This window comes from Microbacterium sp. (assembly GCF_049650565.1).
In the GTDB taxonomy this organism is placed as follows: domain Bacteria; phylum Actinomycetota; class Actinomycetes; order Actinomycetales; family Microbacteriaceae; genus Microbacterium.
In genome coordinates this window covers 12,437-38,484 of record NZ_JBASAK010000025.1, presented here as the reverse complement: position 1 = coordinate 38,484, position 26,048 = coordinate 12,437, and the positions used below count along the sequence as shown (strand labels likewise).

The window sequence follows — 26,048 nt, the reverse complement described above, 5'->3', positions numbered from 1 at the left end:
CGCTTCCAGATGGGCAGGCGATGCTTGATGGCCTCGATGAGCGTGCGAGAGACGTCGTAGGCGACGCCGCGGTGGCCTGAGGAGACCGACACGATCACGGCGGCCTCGCCGACTTCGAGCCGGCCGATGCGATGGCTGGCCGCGACAAGGGCGTCCGTGTCACCGATGGCCTCGGCGCACAGCTCGCGCAGGGTCTTCTCGGCATCCGGGTGCGAGCTGTACTCGAGCGCGACGACCGGAGTCGCGGCATCCTCGTCGTTGTCGCGCACGCGTCCGACGAAGGTGATCTCGGCGCCCATGCGCGGATCCTCGACGGCGGCGCGATGCGCGTCGACGTCCAGCGGCTCGGTGCTGATCTGCGCGAGGCGGATGTTCATCGGTGGTCCTCTCCTTCGAGTTGTCCGAGGGCGTGGTGCGCGATCTCGAGCACGAGCCGGATGCCGTCCCTGACGGCGGCTGTCGAGCCGGGCAGGTTGACGATGAGGGCGTCTCCCGCGACGCCCGCGAGTCCGCGCGAGAGCACGGCGGCGGGCTTCTCCACAGCGCCGCGGCGGCGCAGCTCTTCGGCGATGCCGGGGAGTTCGCGATCCAGCACGCGGGCCGTGCCCTCGGGGGTTCGGTCGCGCGGGCCGATGCCGGTTCCGCCGGTGGTCACGATCAGGCGGATGCCGCGCTGCAGCGTGTCTCGGAGGATGCGCTCGACCTCGTCGGCGCCGTCCGGGACGATCATCGCGTCGTCGATGTCGAACCCCGCCCCGTGGAGTGCTTCGACCGCGATGGGTCCGGATGCATCGACGCGCTCGCCCCGCGCAGAGCGGTCGGAGACGGTGATGACGGCGGCGGCCAGCGACATGCCCCCCAGCCTAGCGAGCGGTGGGAAGGGTAGCTCGTGCCGACGACGCTTCGACAGGCTCAGCGACCCAAGGCTCAGAACCCGCATCCCGCGGACGACGCTTCGACAGGCTCAGCGACCAGCGGGCAGGTTCCGGCCGTTGCTTCGGCAGGCCGGCAACCCGGAGGACAGGCCCGGCAACTCCGCGTTCAGGCCCAGAGACCCGGGCGTCTGGGTCCCTGAGCGGGGGCCACGCGCCCCGGAGGCTCCGGGCGCCGCGAAGCGACGCCTGGAGCGGGGCATGGGAGCGTAGGGCCGTTCAGGCAGCGATGTCGTAGCGGGCGCGTCCGCCGCGTTGTGGGGTGCGGGTGGGGTCGATGTGTGCGGGTGGGATGAACCAGACTCCGGCGTGGATGTTGACGCCCGTGCCACGCCGTCGCCGGGGCGTGGCGGTGCCGACGCTCGTGCCGGGCGGGTTGTCGATGCGGATGTCCCAGCCGTTGTCGTGGATGCGGTGGTGGCAGGACTCGCACAGCAGGATCCCGTTGGACAGATCCGTCGGCCCCGCGTCGCGTTTCCACCAGGCGAGGTGATGCACCTTGGTCATGTGGGGCGGGAGCCCGCACCGTGCGCACCCGCCGTCGCGCTCGACCAGGGCGAGCTTCTGCGCCCTGGTGAACAGGCGCCGTTCCCGCCCGAAGTCCAGGATCTCCCCGGTCGTGTCGAGCACGCACGGGATCACACCACCGGAGGCGGCCATCCGCCGGACGGCCGTGATGCTCACGGGCTGGTCGGCGCCGTCGATGGTCCCGTGCCCGATCCCGGACTGGAGGTCGTCCGCGTTGACCCGGACGATGACCGTCGCACCGGCGACGGGGACGCCCGGGGTGTCGCAGCCGAGCACGTGCCCGCAGAAGAGAGCCAGTGCGTCCGCACGCATCATCGCCACCGACCGTCGATCCGCATCCGCCCCGGCACGGGCGTCAGAGGCAGCCCCGGCCACGACACCGGCACCGGTGTCAGAGGCAGCATCGGCATCGTCACCGTGATCGCCTGTACCGGCTCCGGTACGGGCGGCGTCTTCGGCGTCTTTGCGGGCCTGGAACTGCGCGGTCACGTATCCGTCGATCGCGGCTCGGATCGGGGCACCGGATTCCACGTCGGTGACCAGGGTCAGGTGGAAACTCCCCTCCCGTTCGAAGTACGTCAGCGAGCGTGCCGCACGGCGCTCCTCCTCACGGGCCTCCAGCCGGTCCTCCTCCAGGAGGGCCTGGGCGCGGGTGACCAGCCGGCGCACATCGTCCAGTGACAGCCCCGCCGCCCTCTCAACCAGCCGCCGTTCGACATCTACGACCTCGCCGGCGTCGCGACCGATGCGGGCCCGATCCAGGAACTCCACGATCACCGCAGACGCGGCAGCGCCCAGCATCCCACCCGAGAGGGCCGCGTCCACGGACGGGTACTTCGCCGGCATCCGCTCCCCCACCAGATCCACCCGCGGGGCGACAGCCTCCCCGACCTTCACCAGCCGGGCCGCGTCGCCGGTCGAGACCCCCGTGGCCGCGGCGATCAACGCAGCCGGCGTCCGGAATCCTGCCTGCTTCGCCAGGGACTCCGCACCCAGCTCCGGGCGCGACTCGTGCGCGATCCCTGCAGCGACCCGCGCCTGCAGAGCATCCAGTGCCCGCCGCGCGGACCCGATGGCCGCGTTCACCGACAGCAGCTCAGACCGGCCCAGGCCCGAGGATCCGTCCGCATCCGCCCACGCCGCATCGATGACCGACATGGCCTCGTGCAGATTCTCCAGCGGCGCTGACATGCCTCCAGCCTATGAACCCCACACCCGCATGTCAAGCATTTCTTCTAATCTGTTCTTATTTGGTCTCATCAAACCTCGAATTAATATTCGATACCATCGTGCACCGACATTCGACCCTTCGACAAGCTCAGGGACCCAGAAAGCAGACGAACGGGTCCATGGACCCACAGACCAGGCTCAGGCAATCCCCCACCCCGCATCCCCAAGACCTACCGCCGGCACTCCCCCGACAGCGCATCGACAACGGCCGAAGCATCCCCCTGGAACCTCGCGTAGTGCTCCTGATCCGCATTGATCTGCACCCGGTGGATGGCGTGCGACGGCGGCAGGCTCCGCCAGTCCGGAACCTTCTTCAGCCGCGCGTAGAACTTCGTAGCCGCAACAGAAGGATCCATCCGCTCGACGACGCTCCCCCACCACTTCTGCTGCTGGAACAGCCCCACACTCGACGTGCGGCTGCCGTCGGGATTCGTCACTCCCGACGTCTCCCAGTCGCCGTAGTCGATGTTGTGCAGCGAGCTCTCGCCCATCGCCGCCATCACGCCCAGGATCTGACCATCACGCCGGAAGCCCAGATCACGCGCGGTGCGCACGATGATCGCCGCGTTCTCGAGCTGGTCGCCGCTCCAGCCGTCCACGCCCTGCGCCGGGAACGTCGTCGGCTCCGTCACGCAGTACGTCTCCGAAGACGGTGCCGTGAGCATCCCGATCCCCACCAGCACAGCGGATGCCGCGAGCGCCACAGACACCGTGATCGCGGCGATCCGCAGCATCCGCTTCCGCTCCCGCCGCCGGCGCGCGCGACGGCGCAGGATGGTCGCCCTCGAGCGGCGGACGGTCACGCCGCTTGCTCCCTCCGTCTGCCGGTGACCGCGACGAGCCCGCCGCCGATCGCACCGAACAGATGAGCCTGCCACGAGACGCCGGGGCCCGCTCCGAAGATCCCGCCCAGCACGGTGGTGCCGTAGAGCACGATGACGATCAGCGCGATGCCCGCATATGCCAGCCGATGCGCGATCCGTCCTGGTGCGATCACGCGCAGCACGACGTAGCCGAAGTATCCGAACACCAGCACGGATGCGCCCACGGTGAGCGTGCCCGGCGCATTGAGCAGCCACGTTCCGGCCCCGCCGACCAGCGCGACCACACCGGTGACCGCCCAGAACCGCCCAGCCCCCTCCACAGCCACCAGGCATCCGAGGATGAGGAACGGCACGGAGTTGCCGATCAGATGCGCCCAGTTCGCGTGCAGCAGCGGCCCGAGCACGAGGCCCTGCAGGCTGCCGAGGTCCCACGAGCGCAGCCCCCAGCCGACGAACGTCCCGGGCAGCACGGCATCCGCGAACTGGATCGCCCACATCAGCGCCAGCAGCCCGATCGGCGCGAGAAAGCGCGACCCCTTCGATGAGGAGCGCGGAGCCGGAAGAGCGGATGCTGTCACACGACGATCCTCCCAGGTGCGATGAAGAGCGGACTGAACGCCGGGAGAACATGGCAGAATTCACTCGGAAGCACGGTGCGAGGGCCGAGGAGCGACGACGAAGTGATCAGATGGCGAATACGGTCGGGCGTGTCGCCGCACGAGACGTACGAGACCCTGGTCCGCACTTCCTCCGTCGCACTGATGAGGCACGCCGAGCGCCTGTTTCCCGACGAACGCGACGTGGAGGATGCCGTCGCCGACGCGTTCGAGCAGGCGTGGCGCGCGATCGATGGTGGAGGCGTCGTCAACCTGAGCTGGCTGATGACCTGCATCGACAATCGGCGGCGCGACCGCGACAAGCGAGAACGCACTCAGGAGAAGTACGCCGGTGTTCTGGTCAACGCCGCTCGGGACTCGGCGATGCGCGACGAGAATGTCGAGTTGCGCGTCGATCTGGGCCGCATGCTGAACATGTTGCCCCTCCCCGAGAGGAAGCTCATCGAGCTGCTTGATCTGGATGGATATACCGCCGGCGAGGTCGCCGGCCTGCTGGGCATCAGCCAGGCTGCTGTCCGAAAGCGCCATCAGCGCGCCCGTGAGAGCCTGGAGGCTCTTCTGGTCGCCGCGGGTATCGGTCTGAAGGCGGGTGACGACCATGTCGCGTGACGAACGCACGGATGCCACCACGCGCTGGCTCCGAGAGCAGGACACCGCACGAACGCCGGTGGATGCCGAGCCGCCGGCGTTCCTGTTCGCACTGGGGGATCGCCTAGAGCGGGAACGCACGGCAGCGAAGCGTGCCACGCGCGTCCGCGCGGCCTGGGCGGTATCGCTGGCGTCGCTGGTGGTCGTCGCCGTCATCACCGTGTCGTCGATGCTGGCGACTCCGCCCGCCGTGGCATCCACACCCGTGCCGTTGACTTTCAGCTCGCCCGCACCGGAGTCGCAGGTGATCGCCGATGCGATCGCTCGGCTGTCGAAGCCCGGAGGGATCGACGAGCCGTCGAGGGCGGTGCGGATGGTGTCGTGGGCGATCAGCGTCGAAGACGGCAAGCTGTCGAAGCAGGCAGTGCCGCAGGTCCTGACGCTCGACTGGAACGCGGACCTCTCCGGTACCCTGCTGATCGTCAAGGGACGCGTGGAGGGCGCCTCGGGTGAAAGTGTGGGGCGCGTCGTGCCGACCCGATCCGTGATCTCGAAGCAGACGTTCAAGCCGGGCGAGTTCGGCGTGCCCTCCGCGGATCCCCCAGCCCAGTCGGCGCAGGGCGTGCAGGACCTGCTCACCGCGGTCGGGATGCCGCCGGAGCCGTCGGCTGGTCAGGTCGTGGACGCGATGGTCACCGCGATGCAGCTGTGGACCCTGAGCGACGGGCAGCAAGCTCAGCTCTTGACTCTGATCGCCACGCACGGCGGTGAATCACTCGGTGAGTCCACCGATCGCCTGGGACGCCGCGTGCTCGGCATCCGCCTTCCCTCTGCGGCCAAGGGAGCGGAGGACACCGTGCTGATCTCGCCGAAGACCGGTCGCATCGTCGGGGTGGAGACCCAGCGCACGACCGCGGCGGACGGCATCCCGGCGGGCGTGGTGGTCGACTACCAGTTGTGGGAGACGACGAAGGAGTCGAAATGATCAAGAAGAGTGTCGTGCGGACGCTGGTGGCGCGTCCACAGCGGTAGTACTGAACGGATCCCGCCGGGGCAAGAAAAAGACCCTCCGCGCACCCAGCAGAGCCCGGTTACCCTTGCTGCGTTTCCGCCCTGGGGGAATTGGCCTGGATGCCGTCACGCGGAGAGCCGTCCACGAGTCTACCTGACGCGGGGCCAGCCCTTCGACAGACAAAGCGCACCACCGGCACCCGCCGGCAACCCCTGGTTCACCCAGCCGAGATACGATCAGAGTTCGCACCGTCGCGAAGGGGAGCCACCGCATGCCAGAGCAGCTGACCGAGCCGAGCACCGCCCAGATCACCGCCGAGGTCTTCGCCGAGCAGACCTCGCGGATCATCGCCTCCGTCTCCTCGGTCATCGACGGAAAGCCCGAGGCCGTGCGCAGCGCGCTGACCTGCCTGTTCGCCGAGGGGCACCTGCTCATCGAAGACGTTCCCGGTGTCGGCAAGACGATGCTCGCCCGGGCTCTGGCAGCCAGCGTGGACGCCACCGTCCGCCGCATCCAGTTCACGCCCGACCTGCTGCCGGGCGACGTCACCGGCGTGGCCGTGTACGACCCGACCGACCGCGAGTTCGAGTTCAAGCGCGGCGCCGTGTTCGCCAACATCGTCATCGCCGACGAGATCAACCGCGCCTCCCCCAAGACGCAGTCGGCCCTGCTCGAGGCCATGGAGGAGCAGCAGGTCACCGTCGACGGCGCAACACACCTCCTGCCCGAGCCGTTCCTCGTCGTCGCCACCCAGAACCCGCTGGAGATGGAGGGCACCTACCCGCTGCCCGAGGCCCAGCGCGACAGGTTCATGATGCGCATCTCGATGGGCTACCCGGATGCCGCGGCCGAGACGCTCATGCTGCGCCAGCGCGAGCGCGCCAACCCGCTGGCCTCAGTCACTCCGGTGGCCGACGCCGCCGGCATCCGCTCACTCATCGCCTGGACCCGCCGCGTGCACGTCGCGGAATCCCTCGAGGAGTACGCCGTCGCCATCGCGCAGGCCACCCGGCAGGACCCGGGCCTGCACCTGGGCGCCAGCCCGCGCGCCACGCTGCAGCTGGTGCGCGCGGCGAAGGTGCGCGCCGCGCTCGACGGCCGCGAGTTCGTGGTGCCCGACGACATCGCCGACCTCGTCATCCCGGTGTTCGCGCATCGCCTGCTGGCGGCCCGCGGCGTGCACCGCGCCGGCGCCCAGCCGGTGGAGGCCGCCCTCACGCAGATCATCTCCCGCGTGCCCGTGCCGTTCGCCGGCACCCGCCGCTGAGCGCCATGACCCGCAGCCGCCCGCTGACCGCACGAGGATGGGGATGCCTGCTCTCGGGCATCCTGCTGATCGTCGCCGCGAACATCGCCTCGGCGCGACCGCTGCTGTACATCGGCGTGCTGCTCGCGGCCCTGCCCGTGGTGTGCCTGATGATCGTGCGGATGCCACGGAGGCGCGGCGAGGTGCGGCGGCAGATCTCCACCGATCTGATGGCCGTCGGCGAGACGTCGCGCGTGACGGTGCGGTTCGACCTGTGGTCGTTCGGCATCCCGAACGGGATCTGGCGCGACGTGCTGCCCGCCGCCGTCCGCGGCGAGGCCACCGGCGACTACCCCGACGATGCGCTGCGCTACGACGTGGAGGGCGTGCGCCGCGGGGTGTCCACGCTGGGCCCGCTCATGCTGCGCACCACCGATCCGTTCGGACTCGCCAGGCGCGAACAGGCCTTCGGCGACACCCGCACCATCACCGTCATCCCGCAGACCGTGGCGCTGGCGCCCCTGCCCACCAAGATCGGCGCTGCCGGCGGCACCGCGCAGACCCGCTCCACCCGGATCGGGCAGGGTGCCGACAACCTCGTCCCCCGCCCCTACTCTTCCGGCGACTCGCGCCGGCGCATCCACTGGCGGGCCACTGCCCATCGCGGCAGCCTGATGGTGCGTCAGGAGGAGGAAGAGGCCAGCCCCGACGCGATGGTGGTGCTCGACCGCACGGCCGGCCGCTGGGCGCGTCCCGGCGAGGATCCCGACCCGGCCTTCGAGCAGGCCGTGTCGCTGTGCGCCTCCGCCGCGCTGAGGCTGGCGCAGGACGGATACAGCGTCGACGTGGTCGACTCGGCCGGCAACCCTCTGGGCGCCCTGCGCGGGCACGAGGAGGACCGCGAGGACATGCTCATCGCCCTGGCCACCGTCGAGCCTCGCGGCGAAGCGCACGACATCCGCTCCGTCGTCGGCAGCGCTGCGCCGGGACCGCTGATCCTCATCACGGGTCGCCTCGACGACGAGGATGCCGAGAAGCTCAGCACCGCCGGCGCCGCGGCCCCCCTGCTGTTCGCGGCATCCGCGAGTGCCGATGCCCTGGCCTCGGTGCGCGCGCACGGCTGGCATCCGGCCTTCCTGCCCGGCGACCCCGCCGATCCCGCCGAACTGGCCGCGGCGTGGGCGTCAGCCCTTCCGTTCACGACGGTGCAGCATGTCTGACCACACGCGACCCGCACGCCGTCCGGTCTCGCCGGCAGGGGCCGGGATGCTGGCGATGCTGGCGGCGTTCGTGACGCTGTGGCCGTACACCGGCGCCGTGAGGCCGGGGCCGTGGACGTTCGTGGTCGTCACGATCGTCATCGCGGTCGCGATCAGCGGAATCCTCGCCCGCCTGTCCCTCGCGAACGTGCGCGCCGGCATCCGCAGCCCGCTGGTGCTGCTGGTGCAGGCGGTCGCCGCAGCCGTGGCGGGCACCGCGACGCTCGCCTCGGAGACCGCCATCGCCGGCCTCATCCCCACCGGGCAGACAGCGCGACTGATCGGCATACGGCTGAACCAGAGCGTGGGCGAGATCATGAACGGGGTGGCACCCATCGAGGCGACCGTGCCGATGGCGACCCTGCTGGGCCTGGTGTTCGCCGTCGTCGCGATCCTGATCGACCAGCTCGTCGCGAACCGGCTGGTGCTGCTCGCGGTGGTGTTCACCTCGGTCGTGGGCGTGATGCCCATCCTCATCTCGTTCGGCACCATCAACATCGTGTGGTTCGTGATGCAGGCGGTCGTGATCCTGCTGCTGCTGAGATTCGGCGCCCGGCACGATCCGCGCGCGCCCCGCGGCGCATCGTTCATGGTGGCGACGGCGGCCGGGGCGCTGACAGTCGTCGCGGCGCTGGTGCTCGCGCCGGTCCTGCCCGTGGCATCCGCTCTGCCGGGCACCGGGCCGATGCTGACCATCAACGCCGACCTCAACCTGGGCAGCGACCTGCGCCGCCCGGAGGGCATCGAGGCGCTGACGCTCGTGACCACCTCCGCCAACCCGCCGTATCTCCGGCTGGCCACGCTGTCGCGCTTCGACGGCGACGTCTGGCGGCCGGACCGAGGTGACCGCGTGCCGCTGAGCGACGGCTTCGGCGACCCCGACTGGGGCGACAGCATCAAGACCGTGAAGACCGAGGTGTCGATCCGTGTGACCGGCGTCTCCAGCGACCGCCTGCCGGTGCCGTACGCGCCGGAGAGCATCAAGGACGCGGGCGAGGGCTGGTCGGCGATACCCGAGAATCGCACAGTCATCAGTCGCACAGCGGATGCCGCCGGCACCGACTACACGGTGACCGCCGAGACCGCGGCGCCCACCCTCGAGCAGATCCGCGCATCCTCGGCATCCGGCGTGCCCGTGCAGGCGCTGCCCGACGACCTGCCGCCGATCATCGGCGAGCTGGCACGGCAGGTCACGGCGAGAGCCGACACCGACTACGACAAACTGATCGCGTTGCAGAACTGGTTCCGCAGCGAGTTCACCTACTCGCTGGACGCCCCCGTCGAGGAGGGCTTCGACGGCACCGGCGCGGACGCCGTGGCGACGTTCCTCGAGAAGCGCACCGGCTATTGCATCCACTTCGCGGGCGCCTTCGCGCTGATGGCGCAGTCACTGGACATGCCCGTGCGGATCGTCGTCGGGTACCTGCCCGGCACCTCCACGGGCGAGAAGCGCGGCGAGGATCTGATCTACTCCGTGTCCAGCGACCAGCTGCACTCGTGGCCCGAGGTGTTCTTCGAGGGCATCGGCTGGGTGCCGTTCGAGCCCACCGCCACGCTGGGCGTGCCGACCGACTTCGTCGCCGCAGCGGCCGGCGGCAGCGGCGACAGCCCCGAGGCTCCGAAGCCCTCGAGTGCACCGTCCGACGGCGCGTCGGCGGCGCCCACCAGCTCCCGGGGTCCCCGGGACGATGTCGGCTCCAGCGGCGCGACGCCGCTGCAGACGCTGAACCCGACGCCCGTGACGCTGACGGTGCTCGGCATCCTGGTGGCGCTCCTGCTGCCGCTGCTGGCGCGCGAGCTGCGGAGGGCCTCCCGCGTGGGCAGGGCCCGGTCGGGCGACGCGATGGCCGCCTGGCAGGAGCTCTCCGACACCCTGATCGACCTGGGGATCGCAGCACCCGAGGCGCAGACAGCTCGAGTGCGTGCGGATGCCCTGGCGTTGACGCGAGGAGTGGACCCCATGGCGCTCGCCCCGATCGTGCGGGCCGTGGAGCATGCCAGCTACGCCGAGCGGAGGTCGGATGCCGGCAACCTGGCGAACCCGTTGCGGGTCGTGCTCGCACAGCTCGGGGCGAGCGTGGACTCGCGTCAGCGCGTGCTGGCGCGCCTGCTGCCCGCGTCGCTGTTCGCCCGCCGCCGCTGAGAGCCCCTCTCAGGCGGCGTGCTCGGGGCAGGCGACGGTGTCGCAGGCCGTGCACACGACGAACTGGCGGCGGCAGGATGCCTCGGGGCAGTTCGCGGTGCGGCCGGTCGGCGCCCCGCATCCGATGCACTGGCCGATGACGGCGGCGTGGTCGGAGAAGTCCACCGACCCGCGCCTGTCGAAGACATACATCGATCCCTCCCACAGCCCGTCGTCGCCGTAGGCCTCGCCGTACCGCGCTATGCCGCCGTCCAGCTGGTACACCTCGCCGAACCCGCGGGAGACCATCAGGCTGGACAGCACCTCGCAGCGGATGCCGCCGGTGCAGTACGTGACCACCGGCCTGCCCTTCAGCTCGTCGAAGGCGCCGTCGTCCAGCAGCCGCACGAAGTCGCGGGTGGTATCGGTGTCGGGCACGACCGCGTTGCGGAATCGCCCGATCTCGGCCTCCAGCGCATTGCGCCCGTCGAAGAAGACCACGTCATCGCCGCGCTCAGCCACCAGGTCGTGCAGCTGCTGCGGGTTCAGGCGCGCGCCGCCGCCGATCACGCCGCGCTCGTCCACCCGCAGCTCGCCCGGGGCGCCGAACGACACGATCTCGTCGCGCACCTTCACGCTGAGCTTCGGGAAGTCGACGCTGTACCCGTCCTCGTCGAGCGCGGTGCCCTCGCTCCACTTGATATCGGCGTTCTTGAACGCCGGGTACTCGCGGAACCTGCGCAGCCACTTCTTCACGGCCGGGAGGTCGCCGCCGAGCGTGCCGTTGATGCCGTCCTTCGAGATGAGGATGCGGCCACGGAGCTTCAGCGCCTCGCCGAGGTCGCGCTGCCACAGCCGGATCGCGTCAGGATCCGCCAGCGGCGTGAACGCGTAGAACAGCACGATCTTCGGGGTGGGCACCAGGAGATTCCCTTTCGCCGGGCGGTGACGATCGAAGGCCCCCACAGTTCGTGAGGGCCTTCGGCCTTTGGCGGTGACGGCGGGATTCGAACCCGCGGTTGCTTGCACAACACACGCTTTCCAAGCGTGCTCCTTCGGCCGCTCGGACACGTCACCAGGAAACAACCTGTCCATCCTATCCGATGCCGTGAGTCCGGATGAACACGACCGGAGCAAGACGCCTCAGGAGAAGCGGACACCGTACATCGTGGTGTCGGGCCCGGACTCCAGGCGGCGCATGCCCAGGCGCTCGTAGAACGCGCCGGCGCCGGCGTTCTCGGGATTCATGCCCAGGTGCAGGCCCGTCACGCCGCGGCGGCGCAGCTCGGCGAACAGCGCCTCGATCAGGAGGCGCCCCAGACCCTGCCCCTGCGTCTCGGGCAGCAGGTCGATGTGCAGGTGCGCGGGGTACTCGGCGGCGTGCTGCTCTCTGCCCGGGGCGCGACGGGCGGCGTAGCCGATCATGCTGTCCTGGCGCGTGGGCTCGGCCTCGCCCGACAGCGGGTAGCGGCCCGCGACACTCGGCCACCACTCGTCGTGGAACCAGGTCTCGAACGCCTCGGTGTCATCGGTGCCGACGATGTAGCCGATCGTGCGGCCGTCCTGCGCCTCGACCACCCACGACAGGTCCGGATGCCGCTCGACGTACGGTACGGCGAAGATGTCGCCCCACAGCCGATCGTCGGTGAACATGCCGGTCGCGTCGCGCCCGACATCCGCCGTCCTCACGCAGACCTCGTACATCGCATCGCGATCGGAGGGGCGGTAAGGACGGATGCTCGACACAGACGACTCCTTCGCGTCCGGACGGATGCCGGAACCCATACAGCCTAGCGACGCCCAGCGCCCCATCACCGCGGCAACCAGTACCACGGCGGCGGCCCCGACCAGCATGCCGCCGATGGTGTCGGTGAGCCAGTGCACGCTGAGGATGGTCCTCGACAGCGCCATCAGGATGGTCCAGATCGCACCGGTCGCAGCCAGCCATCGTCTCGGGAAGACCACATACAGGATCACAGCCAGCGTCGCGGCGTTGGCCGTATGCCCCGAGGGGAATGATCCCGGATCCGAGACCACCAGCATGTCCTCCGGCCTGGCACGTTCGAACACCGCCTTCAGCAGCTGCGCCAGTGCGACGCTCAGCACCAGCGATACCGCCGCGAACACGGCGGCCCTCCCCCTGCGGACGATCACGAGCGCCGCGATCAGCAGCAGAGGCACCAGCAGGGAGGCACGCCACCCGCCGCCGATCCAGTTCAGCGCGTACGAGATCGCCAGCATCCACGGCTGCCGGATGCCCTTCGTCAGATCGTGCCAGCCCTGATCGAGTCCGTTCACCCCGCCGCCGAACGCCGTCACCGCGACGAGGCCGAGCACGACGGCTCCGGCCAGCAGAGCAGCACCGCCGACCAGCATCCGTGTTCGCACCATCACCCCATTCTGCCCGCGACCGCGCGGGCCCGCGGATGCCCGGGCGGGGATATCCTCGGGCTATGAGCTTCGCCACGTCCCACCTGCTTCTCGCTGCTTCCGCGGCCGACCTCGTCGCCGCTCACCCCGTGGAGGAGGGCCGGGTGCGTCCGCATCGCACGATGGACGGCGACGGGTTCAAGATCCGCACGCTGGTGATGGATGCCGGTGCCGTGCTGCGCGAGCACCGCGCGCCGGTGCCCATCCTCGTGCAGGTCGTCGCGGGCCGCATCCTGTTCCGCGTGGACGGGGCCGAGTACGACCTCACCGCCGGGGGGACCATCCAGGTGACGGCATCCGAGCCGCACGAGCTGGAGGCCGTCGAGCCCTCGCATGTGCTGCTCACCCTGATGGGCTGAGCGTTCTGCTGTTCGACCCTTCACTTCGACTCGCCGGCACTCGCTCAGTACAGGCGACAGGCCCAGGGACCCAGCAGAGCGACTCCGGCAGCCTCAGGGCGCAAGCATCTCCACGGTGCTGGGCCGCACGATCAGCCACAGCGCCAGGATCGCGACCACGGCGCAGCCGACCATGACGACGGCCATCGTCGTCGCCGTGATTCCGTCGCCCTCGGAGATCATCCCCACTGCCGGGGAGATCACCGCGGCCACGCCGAAGTTCCACGCGCCCAGCACGGATGCCGCGGTGCCGGCGGCCTTGCCGTGCCTATCCAGCGCGAGCACCTGCACGCACGGGAACGTGAAGCCGCACGCGGTCATGAACAGCCACAGCGGGAGCACCGTGCCCCAGAATCCGGCGCCGACCTGGTCGCACACGATGATCGCGGCGCCAGAGACCAGCAGCATCCCGGTGGAGAAGGCCATCACCCACTGCGGGCCGAACCGTGCGGCGAGCCGTGCCGCGGCCTGCACACCCCCGACCACGCCCAGCGAGTTGGCGGCGAACAGCAGGCCGTACTCCTGCGGGTTGAGTCCGTGCGTCTGCTGGAACAGGAACGGCGATGCCGACAGGTACGAGAACAGGCCCGAGAACGTCATCCCGCCGATGATCAGCACGCCGACGAACACGCGATCCGAGAACACGCTGCGGTAGCGCTGCAGCACCGTGCTGGAGCCGCGCTCCTGCCTGCGCTCGCGCGGCAGGGTCTCGGGCATCAGAAGGATCGTCGCCAGCAGCATCACCGCGCCGTAGCCGGCCAGCACCACGAAGATGCCTCGCCACGGCATGACCGTCAGCAGGCCGGAGCCGATGATGGGTGCGATCACCGGGGCGACGCCTGAGACCAGCGCCAGCCGCGAGAGCATGACCACCAGACGCTTGCCGCCGAACAGATCGCGCACGATGGCCATGGCCACCACTCCGCCGGCCGCCGCGCCGATGCCCATCACCACCCGGGCAGTGGCCAGCAGGATCAGGTCGGGTGCGATGGCCGCGGCGATGCTGGAGAGCACGTGCAGCGCCGTCACCACGATCAGCGGCACACGCCGGCCGACCTTGTCGCTCAGCGGGCCGACGATCAGCTGTCCGATCGCGAAGCCGATCATGGTGCCGGTCAGGGTCAGCTGGATCATGGCGGCGGAGGTGTCGAAATCCGTCTCCAGCTCGGGGAACGCCGGCAGATACAGGTCGATCGTGAACGGCCCGAGGGCGGTGAGCGCGCCGAGCAGGATGATGTACAGCACCCGCCGGCGGGCGGAGATGGCATCGCCCGGATGCAGCATGACCGGCGCTGTCGCCGGATCCGCGCCGAGAGTGCGGATGGCGCCGGTGGGCGTGGACGTGCGGATGGTGCCGGTGACGGCGCGGATGCTGCCGGTGGGGGTGCGCTGGTCGCTCACGGGGAACTTTCAACTGAAGAGCGGATGCTGCGCTCGAATCGATTCGACGCAGGGGAAGTCTCCTATGGTACTCGCCCGCGCAGCCGCCGTGGAACTGCTGGGCGCCCCCCGGCCCGGCGCCCCTCAGCGCGCGGCGACGCGAGCCAGCGCACCCTCCAGGTCGGCGATGAGATCCGCGACGTCCTCGATGCCGACTGACAGCCGCACGAGGTTCTCCGGCACGGCCAGCTCGGTGCCGCGCACCGAGGCGTGCGTCATCTCCGGCGGGTAGCCGATCAGCGACTCGACGCCGCCGAGCGACTCGGCCAGTTGGAACAGCGTCGTGGACTCGGCCAGCGTGCGTGCTGCGTCGGGGCCTGCGGCGAGCCCCAGCGACAGCATCCCGCCGAACCCGCTCATCTGCCGGGCCGCGATGTCGTGGCCGGGGTGCGAGGCCAGCCCCGGGTAGTACACCTCGGAGAACTCCGGGCGCTGCGCGGCCCACTCCGCGATCGCCTGCGCGTTCTCGCTGTGCTGCCGCACCCGCACCGCCAGCGTCTTGATCCCGCGGGTGGTGAGCCAGGCGTCCAGGGGCGCCGAGACCGCGCCGACCGCGAACTGCTGGAACTTCACGGCCTCGTCGAAGCGATCGTCGCCGAGCACGACCGCGCCGCCGAGCACGTCGGAGTGGCCGCCGAGGTACTTCGTGGTGGAGTGCACCACGACATCCGCTCCCAGCGCCAGGGGCTGCTGCAGCGCCGGTGAGGCGAAGGTGTTGTCGACCACCAGCACGGCACCGCCGGCGTGCGCGATGTCGGCCAGCGCGGCGATGTCGACGATCTTCAGCAGGGGGTTGCTGGGTGTCTCCACCCACACGATCCGTGTCTGCGGGCGCAGCGCCGCCCGCACGGCATCCGCATCGCCGAGATCGGCCGTGGTGGTCTGGACGCCCCAGGGAGCGAGCACCTTCGTCAGAAGCCGGTATGTTCCGCCGTACACGTCATTGCCCAGCAGCACGTGATCCCCCGGGCGCAGGATGCTGCGCAGCAGGGCGTCCTCGGCGGCGAGGCCCGATGAGAACGAGTACGCCGACGCCCCGCCCTCCAGCGCCGCCAGCTGGGTCTCCAGCGCGGAGCGCGTGGGGTTGCCCGCACGGTTGTACTCGTAGCCGTCCCGGAAGCCGCCGATGCCGTCCTGCACGTGCGTGGAGGCCTGGTAGATCGGCGGGACGATCGCGCCGGTGAGCGGATCCGGGTCCTGCCCTGCGTGGATGGCACGGGTGGCGAAGGCTCGATCGGTCATGGCTCTCCTGGTGTCGACGACGGTGTCCTCACCGTACGCCCCGCAGGCCGAGCATCCGCTCTGCTGTTACGCCGCAAGACGGGGCGACCGCGGTCAGCGCGCCAGATACCCGAGCAGGTCCTGCCGGGTGAGCACGGTGTGCGGACGGCCGTCGACGGTGACCAGCAGCGCATCGGCGTCGGCGAGGGCGGCACGCGCCTGGGCGACGGAGTCGTGGATGCCGATCAGCGGCATCTGCTCCCCCACGTGCAGGCCCACCGGGTCGGCCGGCTGCGCCTCGCCACGGAACAGCAGGTCCAGCAGGCGCTTCTCGTCGACCGTGCCCACGACCTCGCCCATCATCACCGGCGGCTCGGTGCTGAGCACCACCAGCTGCGACACGTCGTACTCCGTCATGGTGCCGATGGCCTCGAGCACGGTCTCGTCGGGATGCGTGTGCACCAGGGCGGGGATGCTCCTGCTGGTCTTCTGCTTCAGCCGGATCGCGGTGTCCCGGGCGGTGAGCACGTCGGCCACGGTCTCCTCGTCCGGCACGTCGCTGAACCCGTACGAGCGCATCCAGGCGTCGTTGAAGATCTTCCCGAGGTATCCGCGCCCGCCGTCGGGCAGCAGCACCACCATCACTGCGTCTGCGGGCAGCCCGCGCGCCACCCGCAGCGCGCCGACGACGGCCATGCCGCTGGACCCGCCGACGAGGATCCCCTCCTCTCGGGCCAGGCGGCGGGTCATCGCGAACGCCTCCGCGTCGCTCACCGCGACGATCTCGTGCGGCACGTCGCGGTCGTAGCTGCCGGGCCAGATGTCCTCGCCGACGCCCTCGACGAGGTACGGGCGCCCGGTGCCGCCCGAGTACACGCTGCCCTCCGGGTCCACGCCGATCACGCGCACCCGGTCGCCGGACGCCTCGCGCAGGAAGCGGCCGGTGCCGCTGATCGTGCCGCCCGTCCCGATCCCTGCGACGAAGTGGGTGACCCGGCCGTCGGTGTCGCGCCAGATCTCCGGCCCGGTCGTCTCGTAGTGGCTGCGCGGCCCGTTCGGGTTCTCGTACTGATTGGGCTTGAACGCCCCGGGGATCTCGCCGGCCAGCCGGTCGCTCACGCTGTAGTACGACTCCGGGCTGTCGGCCGGGACGGACGTCGGGGTGACGACGACCTCGGCGCCGTAGGCGCGCAGCACATCGATCTTGTCCTCGCCGACCTTGTCCGGCACCACGAACACGCACCGGTAGCCGCGCTGCTGCGCGACCAGCGCGAGGCCCACCCCGGTGTTGCCGCTGGTGGGCTCGACGATCGTGCCGCCGGGCCGCAGCTCGCCGGTCTCCTCCGCCGCGTCGATGATCCGACCGGCGATCCGGTCCTTCGCGGAGCCGCCCGGGTTCAGGTACTCCAGCTTCACCAGCACGGTGCACGCGACGCCCTCGGTCACCCGGTGGAGCCTGACCAGGGGCGTGTCGCCGACCAGGTCGACGATGTTCTCGGCGTAGCGCATGCGTCTCAGGCTAGAGACATCGAATGCCGGATGCCGAAAGTGTTTCAGCATCCGGCATCCGATGTCTCCGCTCCGGGATCAGCCCTTCGTGGCCCCCGCCAGCAGGCCGCGCACGAAGAAGCGCTGCAGGGCGAAGAACACGATCAGCGGGACGATGATCGAGACGAAGGTACCGGCCGACTGCAGGAACCAGCGGTTGCCCCACGTGCCGGACAGCGAGTTCAGCGCCTGGGTGATCGGCAGCGCGCCGGGCGAGGCGAAGATCGTCGCGACCAGCAGGTCGTTCCACACCCAGAGGAACTGGAAGATGCCGAACGAGGCGATGGCGGGCATCGCCAGCGGCAGGATGATGCGGAAGAACACCTGTCCGTGACCGGCGCCGTCCACGCGCGCGGCCTCGACGACATCGCCCGGGATCTCGGAGATGAAGTTGTGCAGCATGAACGTGGCCAGCGGCAGCGCGAAGATCGCGTGCGCGATCCACACCCGGGCGAAGCTGTAGTCCAGGTCGTTCAGCGTGAAGCCGGGGAACACCTGCACGTCACCGATGGTGAGGCCGTTGGAGAACAGGCTCAGCAGCGGCACCAGGGCCATCTGCAGCGGCACGATCTGCAGCGCGAACACGAAGACGAACAGCAGGTTCCGGCCCTTGAAGTCGACCCAGGCGAACGCGTACGCAGCCAGCGACGCCAGCGCGATCGGGATGACCGTGGCCGGGATGGTGATGGCCAGCGAGTTCACGAACGCCACGGCGAGTGTGGTCGACGTACCGCCCGCGGTGAGCGCCTGCACGTAGTTGTCGAGCGTGAACTTCGGGTCGGTGAACACCGTCCACCAGCCGGTGGTCTGGGTGTCGGCGCCGGGCCGGAACGAGGTGACGAACAGGCCGAAGGTGGGGATGGTCCAGAAGAAGGCGATGATCACGGCGGCGATCGTCGCGCCCTTGGAGGTGAGCTTCTTGTGGGCGATGGCCTCGGTGCGGCGCGTGTCCCTGGCGACCTGGCGCTTGGAGCGGGTGTCGCGGACGATGGCTTCGGTGGCGCTCATCAGCGGATCTCCCTCTGCTTGGTCATGGATCGGGCGTTGTAGACGATCAGCGGCAGCACGAACAGGAACAGCACCACGGCCAGCGCCGAGGAGTGCCCGTAGCTCTGGAAGCGCTGCTGCTGGTTGACCATCTCGAAGCCCAGCACGGTGGTGTCATCGCGACCGCCGGTCATCACGGCGACGATGTCGTACACCTTCAGCGACATGATCGTGATGGTCGTCAGCACGACGATCAGAGAGGAGCGAATGCCGGGGACCGTGACATTCGTGAACCGCTGCCACGCGTTCGTGCCGTCCAGCTCCGCGGCCTCCATCTGCTCGACCGGCACGGCCTTGATCGCGGCCGAGAGGATCACCATCGCGAAGCCGGTCTGCGTCCAGATGAACACGATCAGCAGCATGATGGTGTTCAGCAGCGGCTTGACGGCCAGCCAGCTGACCGGATCACCGCCGAACATCGTGACGATGGCGTTCAGCAGACCGAGCTGGTCGCCCTGCCGGTAGTCGTACATGAACTTCCAGATGATGCCGGCGCCCACGAACGAGATGGCCACGGGCATGAACACGAGCACCTTGAGGAACTTCTCGCCGCGCGCCCTGTCGATGAAGACGGCGTACGCGAGCCCGAAGGCGACCGAGATGGTGGGCGCCAGCAGCGCCCAGATGAGCGTGTTGATCACGGACCAGGTGCCGACCGGGTTCGTGAACACCCAGACGTAGTTCTCCAGTCCGACGAAGTCCGTGCCGGTCTTGTCGAAGAACGACTTGAAGATCGTCGCGACGGCCGGGTAGATCAGACCCATCAGCAGCATGATCGCCGCCGGGGCCATGAAGAGGATGAGCTGGAACAGGTAGCCCGCGCCCTGCCGCGAGCGGTAGTCCGCGAAGAACAGCAGCGCGCCCGAGAGCAGCGCGATGGCCACCACGTACAGCACCGCGTTGGCGTACGGGCGCAGCAGCATGAAGGAGAGCACCGGGATGACCAGGCACGCCACCAGCCGCATGATGAAGTACCTCTTGCCCGGCCTCGGCGCGTACTCGATGAGCACCAGCAGGATCGCGACGACGACACCGAAGGCCACCAGCACGACGGGGATCTGCGCGAGCGGCGGCATGTTCCCCAGCCACATGAAGAACGTGTTCAGCGAGACCGGCCCCAGTGCGATGCGGGCAGGATCCTCGACGGGCGTCGAGAACAGCAGCAGGAAGAACAGCGCGGCGATCAGCGCGAAGCCGACCACGACGAGCATGCGGGTGATCGCACGCCCCTTCGCATCGACGCCGTGCGTGGTCTGCGGAAGCTCGCCGCCCGTATCCGTCTCTGTCTCGTCGATGATGACCTGTGACATGGATTCCCCTTCTGGTGGTGCGGATGCGGGGCCGGGCTGGTGTGCCCGACCCCGCATCCGTCAGCAGGTTGCGCTCAGACTAGCGCGACCGATCAGTTCTCGTAACCGGCCTGGATGTCGCTGAGCACCTGGTCGGTGGCCTTGCCATCGATCCAGTCGACCATGCCCTTCCAGAACGAACCCGACCCGACCGTGGACGGCATCAGGTCGGAGGCGTCGAAGCGGAACGTCGTGTTCGGGTCCTGCAGCGTCTTCATGGCGTCCTGCAGGAACTCGCTCGACGCGAGCGTCGGGTCGGCGTTCTTGTTGGCGGAGATCACGCCGCCGAGCTTGACGCGGGCGTCAGCGAACTCCGGCGAGGCCATGAACTCGAGCACCTTGACGGTGGACTTGTCGGCGTTGAAGCCGGCGACGAACTCGCCGCCACCCTCGACGCTCAGCTCGCCCTCGGTCGTGCCCGGCATGACGAACGCGTACACGTCGCCATCGGGGGCCACCTTCGGGGTCTCGCCCGCTGCGTTCTTCACGTCGAGGAAGTTCGCCGACAGGAACGACGCCTGGTGGGTCAGCGCGCAGGTGCCGTCGGCGACCTTGGCCGCGACGTCGCCGAACGCAGTCGAGTTGATGCTCTTCACATCGCCGAAGCCGGCGTTGACGTAGTCCGGGTTCCGCAGGATGGAGCCGACGGCCTCGAACGCGTCCTTGATCTTCGGGTCGGTGAACTTCACCTTGCCGTCAACCCACTGGTCGTAGACCTCGGGTCCGGCATCCCGCAGGACCAGGTCCTCGATCCAGTCGGTGCCCGGCCAGCCGGAAGCCGCGTCCGAAGCGAAACCTGCGCACCACGGCGCCTGACCGGTCTTGGAGCGGATGGTATCGGTGAGCTTGATCATGTCGTCCCAGGTCTTGGGGACCTCCACGCCCCATTCCTTGAACTTCACCGGCGAGTACCAGATGTACCCCTTCAGGTTGGCGAGCATCGGGGCGGAGTAGAACGTCCCGTCGACGGTGCCGTAGTTCTTCCAGTCCTTGGACCAGTTCTCGTCGACGGCTTTGGAGACGCTCTCGGGCGCGGCCTTGACCTTCCCTGTGTCGATCAGGCTCTTCAGAAGACCCGGCTGCGGGACGATCGCGATGTCGGGCGCGTCGCCACCGGTCACTTTGGTGACGATGTTGCCCTCGAAGCTCTTGTCGCCGGTGTACTCGACCTTGATACCGGTGTCCTTGGTGAACTGCTCGAACGTCTTGTTGAGGTCGGTGGCCTCGGATCCGGTGATGCCACCGGAGATGCGGACGGTCGTCTTGCCCTGATCGCCGCCGTCGCCGCCGCCAGGTGCTGCCTCCGCGCAACCGGTCAGGGCGATTGCAGCCGCGCCGACCAGGGCGAGGGGAGCGAGCAGGCGGTATCGCTGTGACAAAGCCATGTGTTTTCTCCTCTTCAGGTGGATCTCAGCCCTCAGCGCCCGCGATCTCCGCAACCTTTGAGGAACCGATTCCAGGACAACCTACTTGCCCCGGGCGCCCTTGCACAACGCCACACTCACAGATATTGGCAACCGTTGTGGATACGTGATGCAACGCGTGGGAGCGCTCCCAAAGCCTACCGTGTGGAACCGGTTCCGTTCGAAACGGATTGTGGATACGCTGGGCTGGACCCCCAACCGGAGGACCGATGAGCACCATCGCAGACGTCGCCGCTCGCGCCGGCGTCTCCAAGGCCACCGCCAGCCGTGCGCTGAGCGGCGGCGGCTACGTGTCTGCGGCGACCCGCGCCAAGGTGCAGGCGGCGGCCGCGGCGCTCGACTACATCGGGCACTCCTCGGCGATGAGCCTGGCCACCGGGCGCTCGCTGTCGGTGGGCGTGATCATGCCCGCGATGGACCGGTGGTTCTTCGCGGAGCTGCTGGCCGGCATCCAGGACGGACTCCTCGCATCCGGACTCGACCTGGTGCTCTACGGCATCCAGGAGGGCACGCCTCGACGCGCGCTCCTGTTCGAGGAGGTCCTCCCCCGCCGCCGTCTCGACGGGATCATCGCCGTCGGCATCCAGCCCAGCGCCCACGAGCTCGAGCGACTCATGCTGGTCGAGTCGCCATTGGTGTGCGTCGGTGCATACCGCAGCGACGTCAGTGCGGTCACCATCGACGACGAGAGCGCGGCCCGCGTCGCCACCGAGCACCTCATCGACCTCGGGCATCGCGACATCGTCTTCCTGGGCGGCAAGACCGACGCCGCACTGCACGCCTTCGGTGACGATCGGCGGCTCGCCGGCTACCGAGCCGCGATGGCCGCCGCGGGCCTCGGCGATCGCATCCGCCATGCCGACGGAGAGCCGACCATGCCCGGCGGGTACGAGGCGGCCGTGCGATTGCTGGGAGACAGGCAGAACCGTCCGACCGCACTGGTCGCCGTGTGCGACGAGGCCGCGATCGGCGCCGTCATCGCCACTCGGCGTCTCGGGATCTCCGTGCCTGCGGAACTCAGTGTGATCGGCATCGACGATCACCAGCACGCGGAGATGTTCGCGCTGACCACCATGCGCCAGCAGCCGCGCGTCCAGGGACTGACCGCCGTCGAGCTGCTGCTGCAGCGCACGAAGGACCCGGATGCCGCACCCGAGCAGCGCGTGCTGCCCTCGGAGCTCGTCGTGCGAGCGTCCACCGCAGTACCGCGAGGCTGACCGGCGTCGCGTGACCGTGGGATGGGTCGCCGTGACCATCGGATGGGTCGCTGAGCCTGCCGAAGCGTCGTCTCGCCGGCTCGCCGTGACCGTCGGATGGGTCGCTGAGCCTGCCGAAGCGTCGTCTCGCCGGCTCGTCGTGACCATCGGATGGGTCGCTGAGCCTGTCGAAGCGTCGCCGACCCTCGCTCCGTGCACGCGAAGCGTCGCCCGAGGTACGGCAGAAGGCCCCGGGCGAACCCGGGGCCTTCTGAAGGATGTCTGCGCTCGCGCGCTGCGCAGGGCGATGCGCCTCGCGCTTCGCCCCAGACAGGACTACTTGAGGACGACAGTGGCGCCGGCGGCCTCGAGGGCCTCCTTCGCCTTGTCGGCGGTCTCCTTGTTCGCGCCCTCGAGGACGGCCTTCGGAGCACCGTCGACGACGGCCTTGGCCTCGCCGAGGCCCAGCGAGGTGAGCTCGCGGACGGCCTTGATGACCTGGATCTTCTTGTCGCCGACCGACTCGAGGATGACGTCGAACGAGTCCTTCTCCTCCTCGGCCTCAGCGGCACCAGCGCCACCAGCGGCGCCGGCGACGGCGACGGGGGCGGCAGCGGTGACGTCGAACTTCTCCTCGAACGCCTTCACGAACTCGCTGAGCTCGACAAGGGTCAGACCAGCGAACTGCTCCAGCAGCTCCTCAGTGGTGAGCTTCGCCATGATGTTTCTCCTAATACGTGTGGTTTGTGTGGGGAAGACGCCGGTCGCTCACGCGGCCTCGGCGGTCTCCAGCTTTTCGCGAAGCGCGTCGATGGTGGCGGCAGCCTTGCCCATCGTCGCCTTCATCATGCCCGCTGCCTTCGCCAGCAGAACCTCACGGCTCTCGAGCGAGGCGTACTTGTCGACCTGGGCGGCGTCGAGGGTGTTGCCCTCGAACACGGCGCCTTTGATCACGAGAAGCGGGTTGGCCTTGGCGAAGTCACGAAGAGCCTTGGCAGTGGCGACGAAGTCACCATGCACGAACGCCACAGCCGACGGACCCTTGAGGTCGTCGTCCAGCGACGTGATCCCCGCGTTGTTCGCGGCGATCTTGGTCAGCGTGTTCTTCACCACGGCGTACTCCGCGTCCTGACGGATGCTGTTGCGCAGCTGCTTGAGCTGGGCAACCGTCAGACCGCGGTACTCGGTCAGCAGGACGGCGTTCGAGTTCTCGAAGTTCTTCGTGAGCTCGGCAACCGTTGCATCCTTCTGCGCCATGGTCACTCCTAACGTGTACGGATGCCGCGCGGCTGCGCGACATCGGCCCCGACCACCCGCGTGTCAAACAAAAACGCTCCGGCGCAAGCGCACGGAGCGTGGATCTCGAGGAGAAACTCTCTATGACACCTGCGCGGGCCCCTGCTGAGCAGTGCTTCGATCCTCGTGCTCGCGCACGACGATGACCGGCGGTCTTCGGTTGCTCCCACTCTACGGCATCCGCACTCTCTCCCCAAATCCCGCCCCCTCTCCTCCCCCACCCTCTTCGCCGAGAGCACGACATCTCGGCGAGCGCACGGTTTGTTGGCGCGAACATCCCGTGCATTCGGCGAGGTCCCGTTCTCTCGACGGAGGAACAGGCGGGGCGGGGGGAGAGAAGGGGGGGTCAGGGCGGGGTGATGCGGAAGGCTGCGAGGCGGGCGGCCAGCGCCTGCGGGGTCTTGATCTCACGGGACCCCCATCGCGCAAAGCGGCGGCCGGTGGTCCCCCGGATCCAGTCCTCGCGCTCCTTCTCGTCGAGCATCACCTGTTCGATGGTGCGCCCTGACCGCAGCGCCTCGTCGAGGTACTTGCCCTTGCCATCGAACTCACCGAACGCATTCGACTCGTCGAGGCCGAAGTCGACGAAGTACATCTTTCCGGCCGGTCCGGGGACGGGAACTTGCAGCTGCGGTGCGGGGAAGCCGAGCCGATGCAGCTGCAGCCTGCTGACGCTCTCCCCTGGCAGCTGGGCGCGGCCATCGGCGAAGTCGGCGACCCAGCGCGCCTGCCGCACGCCGCGTGCACCAGCGGCGGCATCCAATCGTTCCCGCAGACCTGCGCGCCACGATGCGACGGCTTCCACATCCCACTCGCGGATGCGTTCACCCATCAGTCGCTCAGCCGCATCGGCGATGGCGACGGCCGCTTCCATCGGCAGCATCCGGCACAGGTCGAACACCGTGCGCGACAGGGAGGTGCAGCGGATGCCGTCGATGACGACCAGGTCTTCGGCCGGCAGAGGTGCGACATGCCGCAGCACATCTGGCGCGCTAGAGATGCGGCGCGGGGCATCCGTGGTCATGTGCACACGGACCAACCCGATGCGATAGAACGGCAGATTCCAGATCACGCCGGCCGAGGTGTGCGACATGACTGCTCCGCCCTCGGAGTCCCGCGCCACAGCGATGATCTGCGCGTGGTGCTGCTGCTCCGGCGTCAGCCTGTTCCGTTCGGCGGCATCGATGTACCAGCCCCGCCGCATGTGCACGAGTTCTTTCGACCTCACGGCCGCCGCGATGGAGCGATCCGTCCAGCCGTTCAGGATGAGATCGTCGCGGGAGCGGACGAGATGCTCGAGATGCGGTCGAGCATCGGATGCTGCGCGGATTCGCGTGTCTGGTTCGATGAGCATCCCTCATGCTCCGACACTCCGCCGCACCCGGCACCCCCGATTCCCATGCCGTGTGCACAACTCGCCCCCACCCCCGATTTGTGCACAACAGTCCCCCCCGCCCCCTCTCCTCCGTCGAGAGCACGACATCTCGCCGAGAGCACAGCTTGTCAGCGCAAACTTCCCGTCCACCCGGCGAGGTCCCGTGCTCTCGACGCCAGAGGGTGGGAGGGATGCGGGGAGCACGAGGCGGCGTGGGAGGACAGGACGGGCGCGCAGCGAGGGGTAACCTCGATGCGTGACCCCGGAACTCCAGGCCCGCATCATCGCGGACTCCAGCGACAGGGTCTCCTGGCTCCGTGCGCGCACCCGCGGGATCACGGCCACCGACGTCGCCGGGCTCTCCAGCGAGACGTCGATCGCGCGCGCGGCAGACGCCAAGCTCGGCCGGGGTCCGCACTTCCAGGGCAACGCGTACACCGACCACGGCCGCCGTCGCGAGCCTGAGATCGCCGCCTGGGTGGCCGCGACCCACGGCATCCTGCCCTCGTCCGCGCTGTTCCGAGCCGAGGTCGAGCAGCGCCACCTCGCGACCCCCGACGGCGTCGTGCAGGAGGCCGACGGCCGCATCCTGCTGTCCGAGATCAAGACCACCAACAAGTCGTGGAGCAGCATCCCGCGCCATTACCTGCGTCAGATCTGGTGGCAGCAGTACGTGCTGGGAGCCGAGCGGACGCTGTTCGTCTGGGAGGAGCACGTCGACTTCCAGCCCGTTCACGACGAGCCGAAGTGCGTGTGGATCGATCGCGATGAGAAGCAGATCACGCGCCTGGTGGGACTCGCCAACCGGCTGATCGACGAGCTGTACCACCGCACGACCGGTCAGACTCCCCCCGCCCGCGGACCGCTGGCACCCAGACGACGCTCATCGCTGCGCGAGCGCGACATGTTCCGCGCACTGGCGCTCTCAGACTGACCCGCGCCCCTCGGCATCCGCGGCAAGAGCAC

24 protein-coding genes, 1 tRNA gene and 1 other RNA gene are annotated in these 26,048 nt (G+C 69.1%); 8 read left to right on the top strand and 18 right to left on the bottom strand.

Annotation, left to right across the window (positions count from 1 at the left end):
• The 5 genes from WA967_RS03920 to WA967_RS03900 all read right to left on the bottom strand — a co-directional run.
• A partial coding sequence (locus WA967_RS03920) for a molybdenum cofactor biosynthesis protein MoaE (RefSeq protein ID WP_424419585.1) occupies positions 1-377 on the bottom strand: 377 nt, incomplete at its 3' end.
• Positions 374-853 (bottom strand): MogA/MoaB family molybdenum cofactor biosynthesis protein, encoded by a 480-nt coding sequence (locus WA967_RS03915; protein WP_424419584.1) that lies wholly within the window; start codon positions 851-853, stop codon positions 374-376. The genes WA967_RS03920 and WA967_RS03915, both read right to left, overlap by 4 nt.
• Positions 854-1,151: 298 nt before the next feature.
• Positions 1,152-2,651, bottom strand: a complete 1,500-nt coding sequence (locus WA967_RS03910) for a DUF222 domain-containing protein (RefSeq protein WP_424419583.1) — start codon at positions 2,649-2,651, stop codon at positions 1,152-1,154.
• 209 nt (positions 2,652-2,860) lie between these two features.
• Complete coding sequence (locus WA967_RS03905; protein WP_424419582.1) at positions 2,861-3,493, bottom strand: hypothetical protein; 633 nt, start codon at positions 3,491-3,493, stop codon at positions 2,861-2,863.
• Positions 3,490-4,092, bottom strand: a complete 603-nt coding sequence (locus WA967_RS03900) for a rhomboid family intramembrane serine protease (protein ID WP_424419581.1) — start codon at positions 4,090-4,092, stop codon at positions 3,490-3,492. Before WA967_RS03900 ends, WA967_RS03905 begins: the two co-directional genes overlap by 4 nt.
• Positions 4,093-4,221: 129 nt before the next feature.
• Here WA967_RS03900 and WA967_RS03895 point away from each other — a divergent pair, with 129 nt between their 5' ends.
• Together WA967_RS03895 and WA967_RS03890 are read left to right on the top strand one after the other, a co-directional pair.
• A complete protein-coding gene (locus WA967_RS03895; RefSeq protein ID WP_424419580.1) occupies positions 4,222-4,740 on the top strand; it encodes an RNA polymerase sigma factor in 519 nt (172 codons plus the stop codon).
• A complete protein-coding gene (locus WA967_RS03890; protein ID WP_424419579.1) occupies positions 4,730-5,704 on the top strand; it encodes a hypothetical protein in 975 nt (324 codons plus the stop codon). Before WA967_RS03895 ends, WA967_RS03890 begins: the two co-directional genes overlap by 11 nt.
• Positions 5,705-5,776: 72 nt before the next feature.
• Here the strand turns inward: WA967_RS03890 and ffs are convergent.
• Positions 5,777-5,873, bottom strand: an RNA gene (gene ffs / locus WA967_RS03885) — signal recognition particle sRNA small type.
• A 129-nt stretch (positions 5,874-6,002) separates the two neighbouring features.
• Here ffs and WA967_RS03880 point away from each other — a divergent pair.
• The 3 genes from WA967_RS03880 to WA967_RS03870 are packed head-to-tail and all read left to right on the top strand — an operon-like array spanning position 6,003 to position 10,379.
• Entirely contained in the window at positions 6,003-6,998 is a 996-nt protein-coding gene (locus WA967_RS03880; protein ID WP_424419578.1) for an AAA family ATPase, read from the top strand.
• Between the two features lie 5 nt (positions 6,999-7,003).
• A complete protein-coding gene (locus WA967_RS03875; protein WP_424419577.1) occupies positions 7,004-8,197 on the top strand; it encodes a DUF58 domain-containing protein in 1,194 nt (397 codons plus the stop codon).
• A complete protein-coding gene (locus tag WA967_RS03870; protein ID WP_424419576.1) occupies positions 8,190-10,379 on the top strand; it encodes a transglutaminaseTgpA domain-containing protein in 2,190 nt (729 codons plus the stop codon). The genes WA967_RS03875 and WA967_RS03870 overlap by 8 nt, the downstream gene beginning before the upstream one ends.
• A 9-nt stretch (positions 10,380-10,388) precedes the next feature.
• Here the strand turns inward: WA967_RS03870 and WA967_RS03865 are convergent, their stop codons facing one another.
• From WA967_RS03865 to WA967_RS03855, 3 genes are all read right to left on the bottom strand, one after another.
• A complete protein-coding gene (locus tag WA967_RS03865) occupies positions 10,389-11,279 on the bottom strand; it encodes a rhodanese-related sulfurtransferase (RefSeq protein WP_424419575.1) in 891 nt (296 codons plus the stop codon).
• 68 nt (positions 11,280-11,347) lie between these two features.
• Positions 11,348-11,435: transfer RNA gene (locus WA967_RS03860), tRNA-Ser, on the bottom strand.
• A 66-nt stretch (positions 11,436-11,501) separates the two neighbouring features.
• On the bottom strand, positions 11,502-12,749 hold the full coding sequence (locus WA967_RS03855) for a GNAT family N-acetyltransferase (RefSeq protein ID WP_424419574.1): 1,248 nt from the start codon (positions 12,747-12,749) through the stop codon (positions 11,502-11,504).
• Positions 12,750-12,811: 62 nt separating this feature from the next.
• Between WA967_RS03855 and WA967_RS03850 the strand changes: the two genes are divergently transcribed.
• Positions 12,812-13,147, top strand: a complete 336-nt coding sequence (locus WA967_RS03850; RefSeq protein ID WP_424419573.1) for a cupin domain-containing protein — start codon at positions 12,812-12,814, stop codon at positions 13,145-13,147.
• Positions 13,148-13,240: 93 nt separating this feature from the next.
• Here WA967_RS03850 and WA967_RS03845 read toward each other — a convergent pair whose 3' ends face one another.
• From WA967_RS03845 to WA967_RS03820, 6 genes are all read right to left on the bottom strand, one after another.
• On the bottom strand, positions 13,241-14,470 hold the full coding sequence (locus tag WA967_RS03845) for a multidrug effflux MFS transporter (protein WP_424419587.1): 1,230 nt from the start codon (positions 14,468-14,470) through the stop codon (positions 13,241-13,243).
• A gap of 240 nt (positions 14,471-14,710) precedes the next feature.
• On the bottom strand, positions 14,711-15,868 hold the full coding sequence (locus WA967_RS03840; protein WP_424419572.1) for a cystathionine gamma-synthase: 1,158 nt from the start codon (positions 15,866-15,868) through the stop codon (positions 14,711-14,713).
• Between the two features lie 93 nt (positions 15,869-15,961).
• On the bottom strand, positions 15,962-17,356 hold the full coding sequence (locus WA967_RS03835) for a cystathionine beta-synthase (protein WP_424419571.1): 1,395 nt from the start codon (positions 17,354-17,356) through the stop codon (positions 15,962-15,964).
• A 78-nt stretch (positions 17,357-17,434) separates the two neighbouring features.
• A complete protein-coding gene (locus WA967_RS03830) occupies positions 17,435-18,403 on the bottom strand; it encodes a carbohydrate ABC transporter permease (protein ID WP_424419570.1) in 969 nt (322 codons plus the stop codon).
• Positions 18,403-19,752: a carbohydrate ABC transporter permease gene (locus tag WA967_RS03825; protein ID WP_424419569.1), complete on the bottom strand. Its 1,350-nt coding sequence runs from the start codon at positions 19,750-19,752 to the stop codon at positions 18,403-18,405. Before WA967_RS03825 ends, WA967_RS03830 begins: the two co-directional genes overlap by 1 nt.
• 92 nt (positions 19,753-19,844) lie before the next feature.
• Entirely contained in the window at positions 19,845-21,176 is a 1,332-nt protein-coding gene (locus WA967_RS03820; RefSeq protein WP_424419568.1) for an ABC transporter substrate-binding protein, read from the bottom strand.
• A gap of 248 nt (positions 21,177-21,424) precedes the next feature.
• On the opposite strand from WA967_RS03820, the gene WA967_RS03815 reads away from it, so the two are divergent.
• Complete coding sequence (locus WA967_RS03815; RefSeq protein WP_424419567.1) at positions 21,425-22,432, top strand: LacI family DNA-binding transcriptional regulator; 1,008 nt, start codon at positions 21,425-21,427, stop codon at positions 22,430-22,432.
• A 315-nt stretch (positions 22,433-22,747) separates the two neighbouring features.
• Here WA967_RS03815 and rplL read toward each other — a convergent pair whose 3' ends face one another.
• From rplL to WA967_RS03800, 3 genes are all read right to left on the bottom strand, one after another.
• Positions 22,748-23,131, bottom strand: coding sequence for a 50S ribosomal protein L7/L12 (rplL, locus tag WA967_RS03810; RefSeq protein WP_424419566.1), 384 nt, complete (start codon positions 23,129-23,131; stop codon positions 22,748-22,750).
• A gap of 48 nt (positions 23,132-23,179) precedes the next feature.
• Positions 23,180-23,668 (bottom strand): 50S ribosomal protein L10, encoded by a 489-nt coding sequence (gene rplJ, locus WA967_RS03805; RefSeq protein WP_424419565.1) that lies wholly within the window; start codon positions 23,666-23,668, stop codon positions 23,180-23,182.
• Between the two features lie 385 nt (positions 23,669-24,053).
• Positions 24,054-25,061 (bottom strand): hypothetical protein, encoded by a 1,008-nt coding sequence (locus WA967_RS03800; protein ID WP_424419564.1) that lies wholly within the window; start codon positions 25,059-25,061, stop codon positions 24,054-24,056.
• Between the two features lie 277 nt (positions 25,062-25,338).
• On the opposite strand from WA967_RS03800, the gene WA967_RS03795 reads away from it, so the two are divergent.
• Positions 25,339-26,016: a YqaJ viral recombinase family protein gene (locus tag WA967_RS03795; RefSeq protein ID WP_424419563.1), complete on the top strand. Its 678-nt coding sequence runs from the start codon at positions 25,339-25,341 to the stop codon at positions 26,014-26,016.
• Positions 26,017-26,048: the final 32 nt, after the last annotated feature.

Bases quoted from the DNA above. Each gene is read 5' to 3' on its own strand.
- WA967_RS03840 (WP_424419572.1), bottom strand. From the start codon at position 15,868: ATGACCGATCGAGCCTTCGCCACCCGTGCCATCCACGCAGGGCAGGAC.
- rplJ (WP_424419565.1), bottom strand. From the start codon at position 23,668: ATGGCGCAGAAGGATGCAACGGTTGCCGAGCTCACGAAGAACTTCGAG.
- WA967_RS03835 (WP_424419571.1), bottom strand. From the start codon at position 17,356: ATGCGCTACGCCGAGAACATCGTCGACCTGGTCGGCGACACGCCCCTG.
- WA967_RS03845 (WP_424419587.1), bottom strand. From the start codon at position 14,470: ATGCTGCATCCGGGCGATGCCATCTCCGCCCGCCGGCGGGTGCTGTAC.
- WA967_RS03880 (WP_424419578.1), top strand. From the start codon at position 6,003: ATGCCAGAGCAGCTGACCGAGCCGAGCACCGCCCAGATCACCGCCGAG.
- WA967_RS03910 (WP_424419583.1), bottom strand. From the start codon at position 2,651: ATGTCAGCGCCGCTGGAGAATCTGCACGAGGCCATGTCGGTCATCGAT.
- WA967_RS03855 (WP_424419574.1), bottom strand. From the start codon at position 12,749: ATGGTGCGAACACGGATGCTGGTCGGCGGTGCTGCTCTGCTGGCCGGA.
- WA967_RS03820 (WP_424419568.1), bottom strand. From the start codon at position 21,176: ATGGCTTTGTCACAGCGATACCGCCTGCTCGCTCCCCTCGCCCTGGTC.
- WA967_RS03815 (WP_424419567.1), top strand. From the start codon at position 21,425: ATGAGCACCATCGCAGACGTCGCCGCTCGCGCCGGCGTCTCCAAGGCC.
- WA967_RS03825 (WP_424419569.1), bottom strand. From the start codon at position 19,752: ATGTCACAGGTCATCATCGACGAGACAGAGACGGATACGGGCGGCGAG.
- rplL (WP_424419566.1), bottom strand. From the start codon at position 23,131: ATGGCGAAGCTCACCACTGAGGAGCTGCTGGAGCAGTTCGCTGGTCTG.
- WA967_RS03830 (WP_424419570.1), bottom strand. From the start codon at position 18,403: ATGAGCGCCACCGAAGCCATCGTCCGCGACACCCGCTCCAAGCGCCAG.
- WA967_RS03870 (WP_424419576.1), top strand. From the start codon at position 8,190: ATGTCTGACCACACGCGACCCGCACGCCGTCCGGTCTCGCCGGCAGGG.
- WA967_RS03800 (WP_424419564.1), bottom strand. From the start codon at position 25,061: ATGCTCATCGAACCAGACACGCGAATCCGCGCAGCATCCGATGCTCGA.
- WA967_RS03850 (WP_424419573.1), top strand. From the start codon at position 12,812: ATGAGCTTCGCCACGTCCCACCTGCTTCTCGCTGCTTCCGCGGCCGAC.
- WA967_RS03915 (WP_424419584.1), bottom strand. From the start codon at position 853: ATGTCGCTGGCCGCCGCCGTCATCACCGTCTCCGACCGCTCTGCGCGG.
- WA967_RS03890 (WP_424419579.1), top strand. From the start codon at position 4,730: ATGTCGCGTGACGAACGCACGGATGCCACCACGCGCTGGCTCCGAGAG.
- WA967_RS03875 (WP_424419577.1), top strand. From the start codon at position 7,004: ATGACCCGCAGCCGCCCGCTGACCGCACGAGGATGGGGATGCCTGCTC.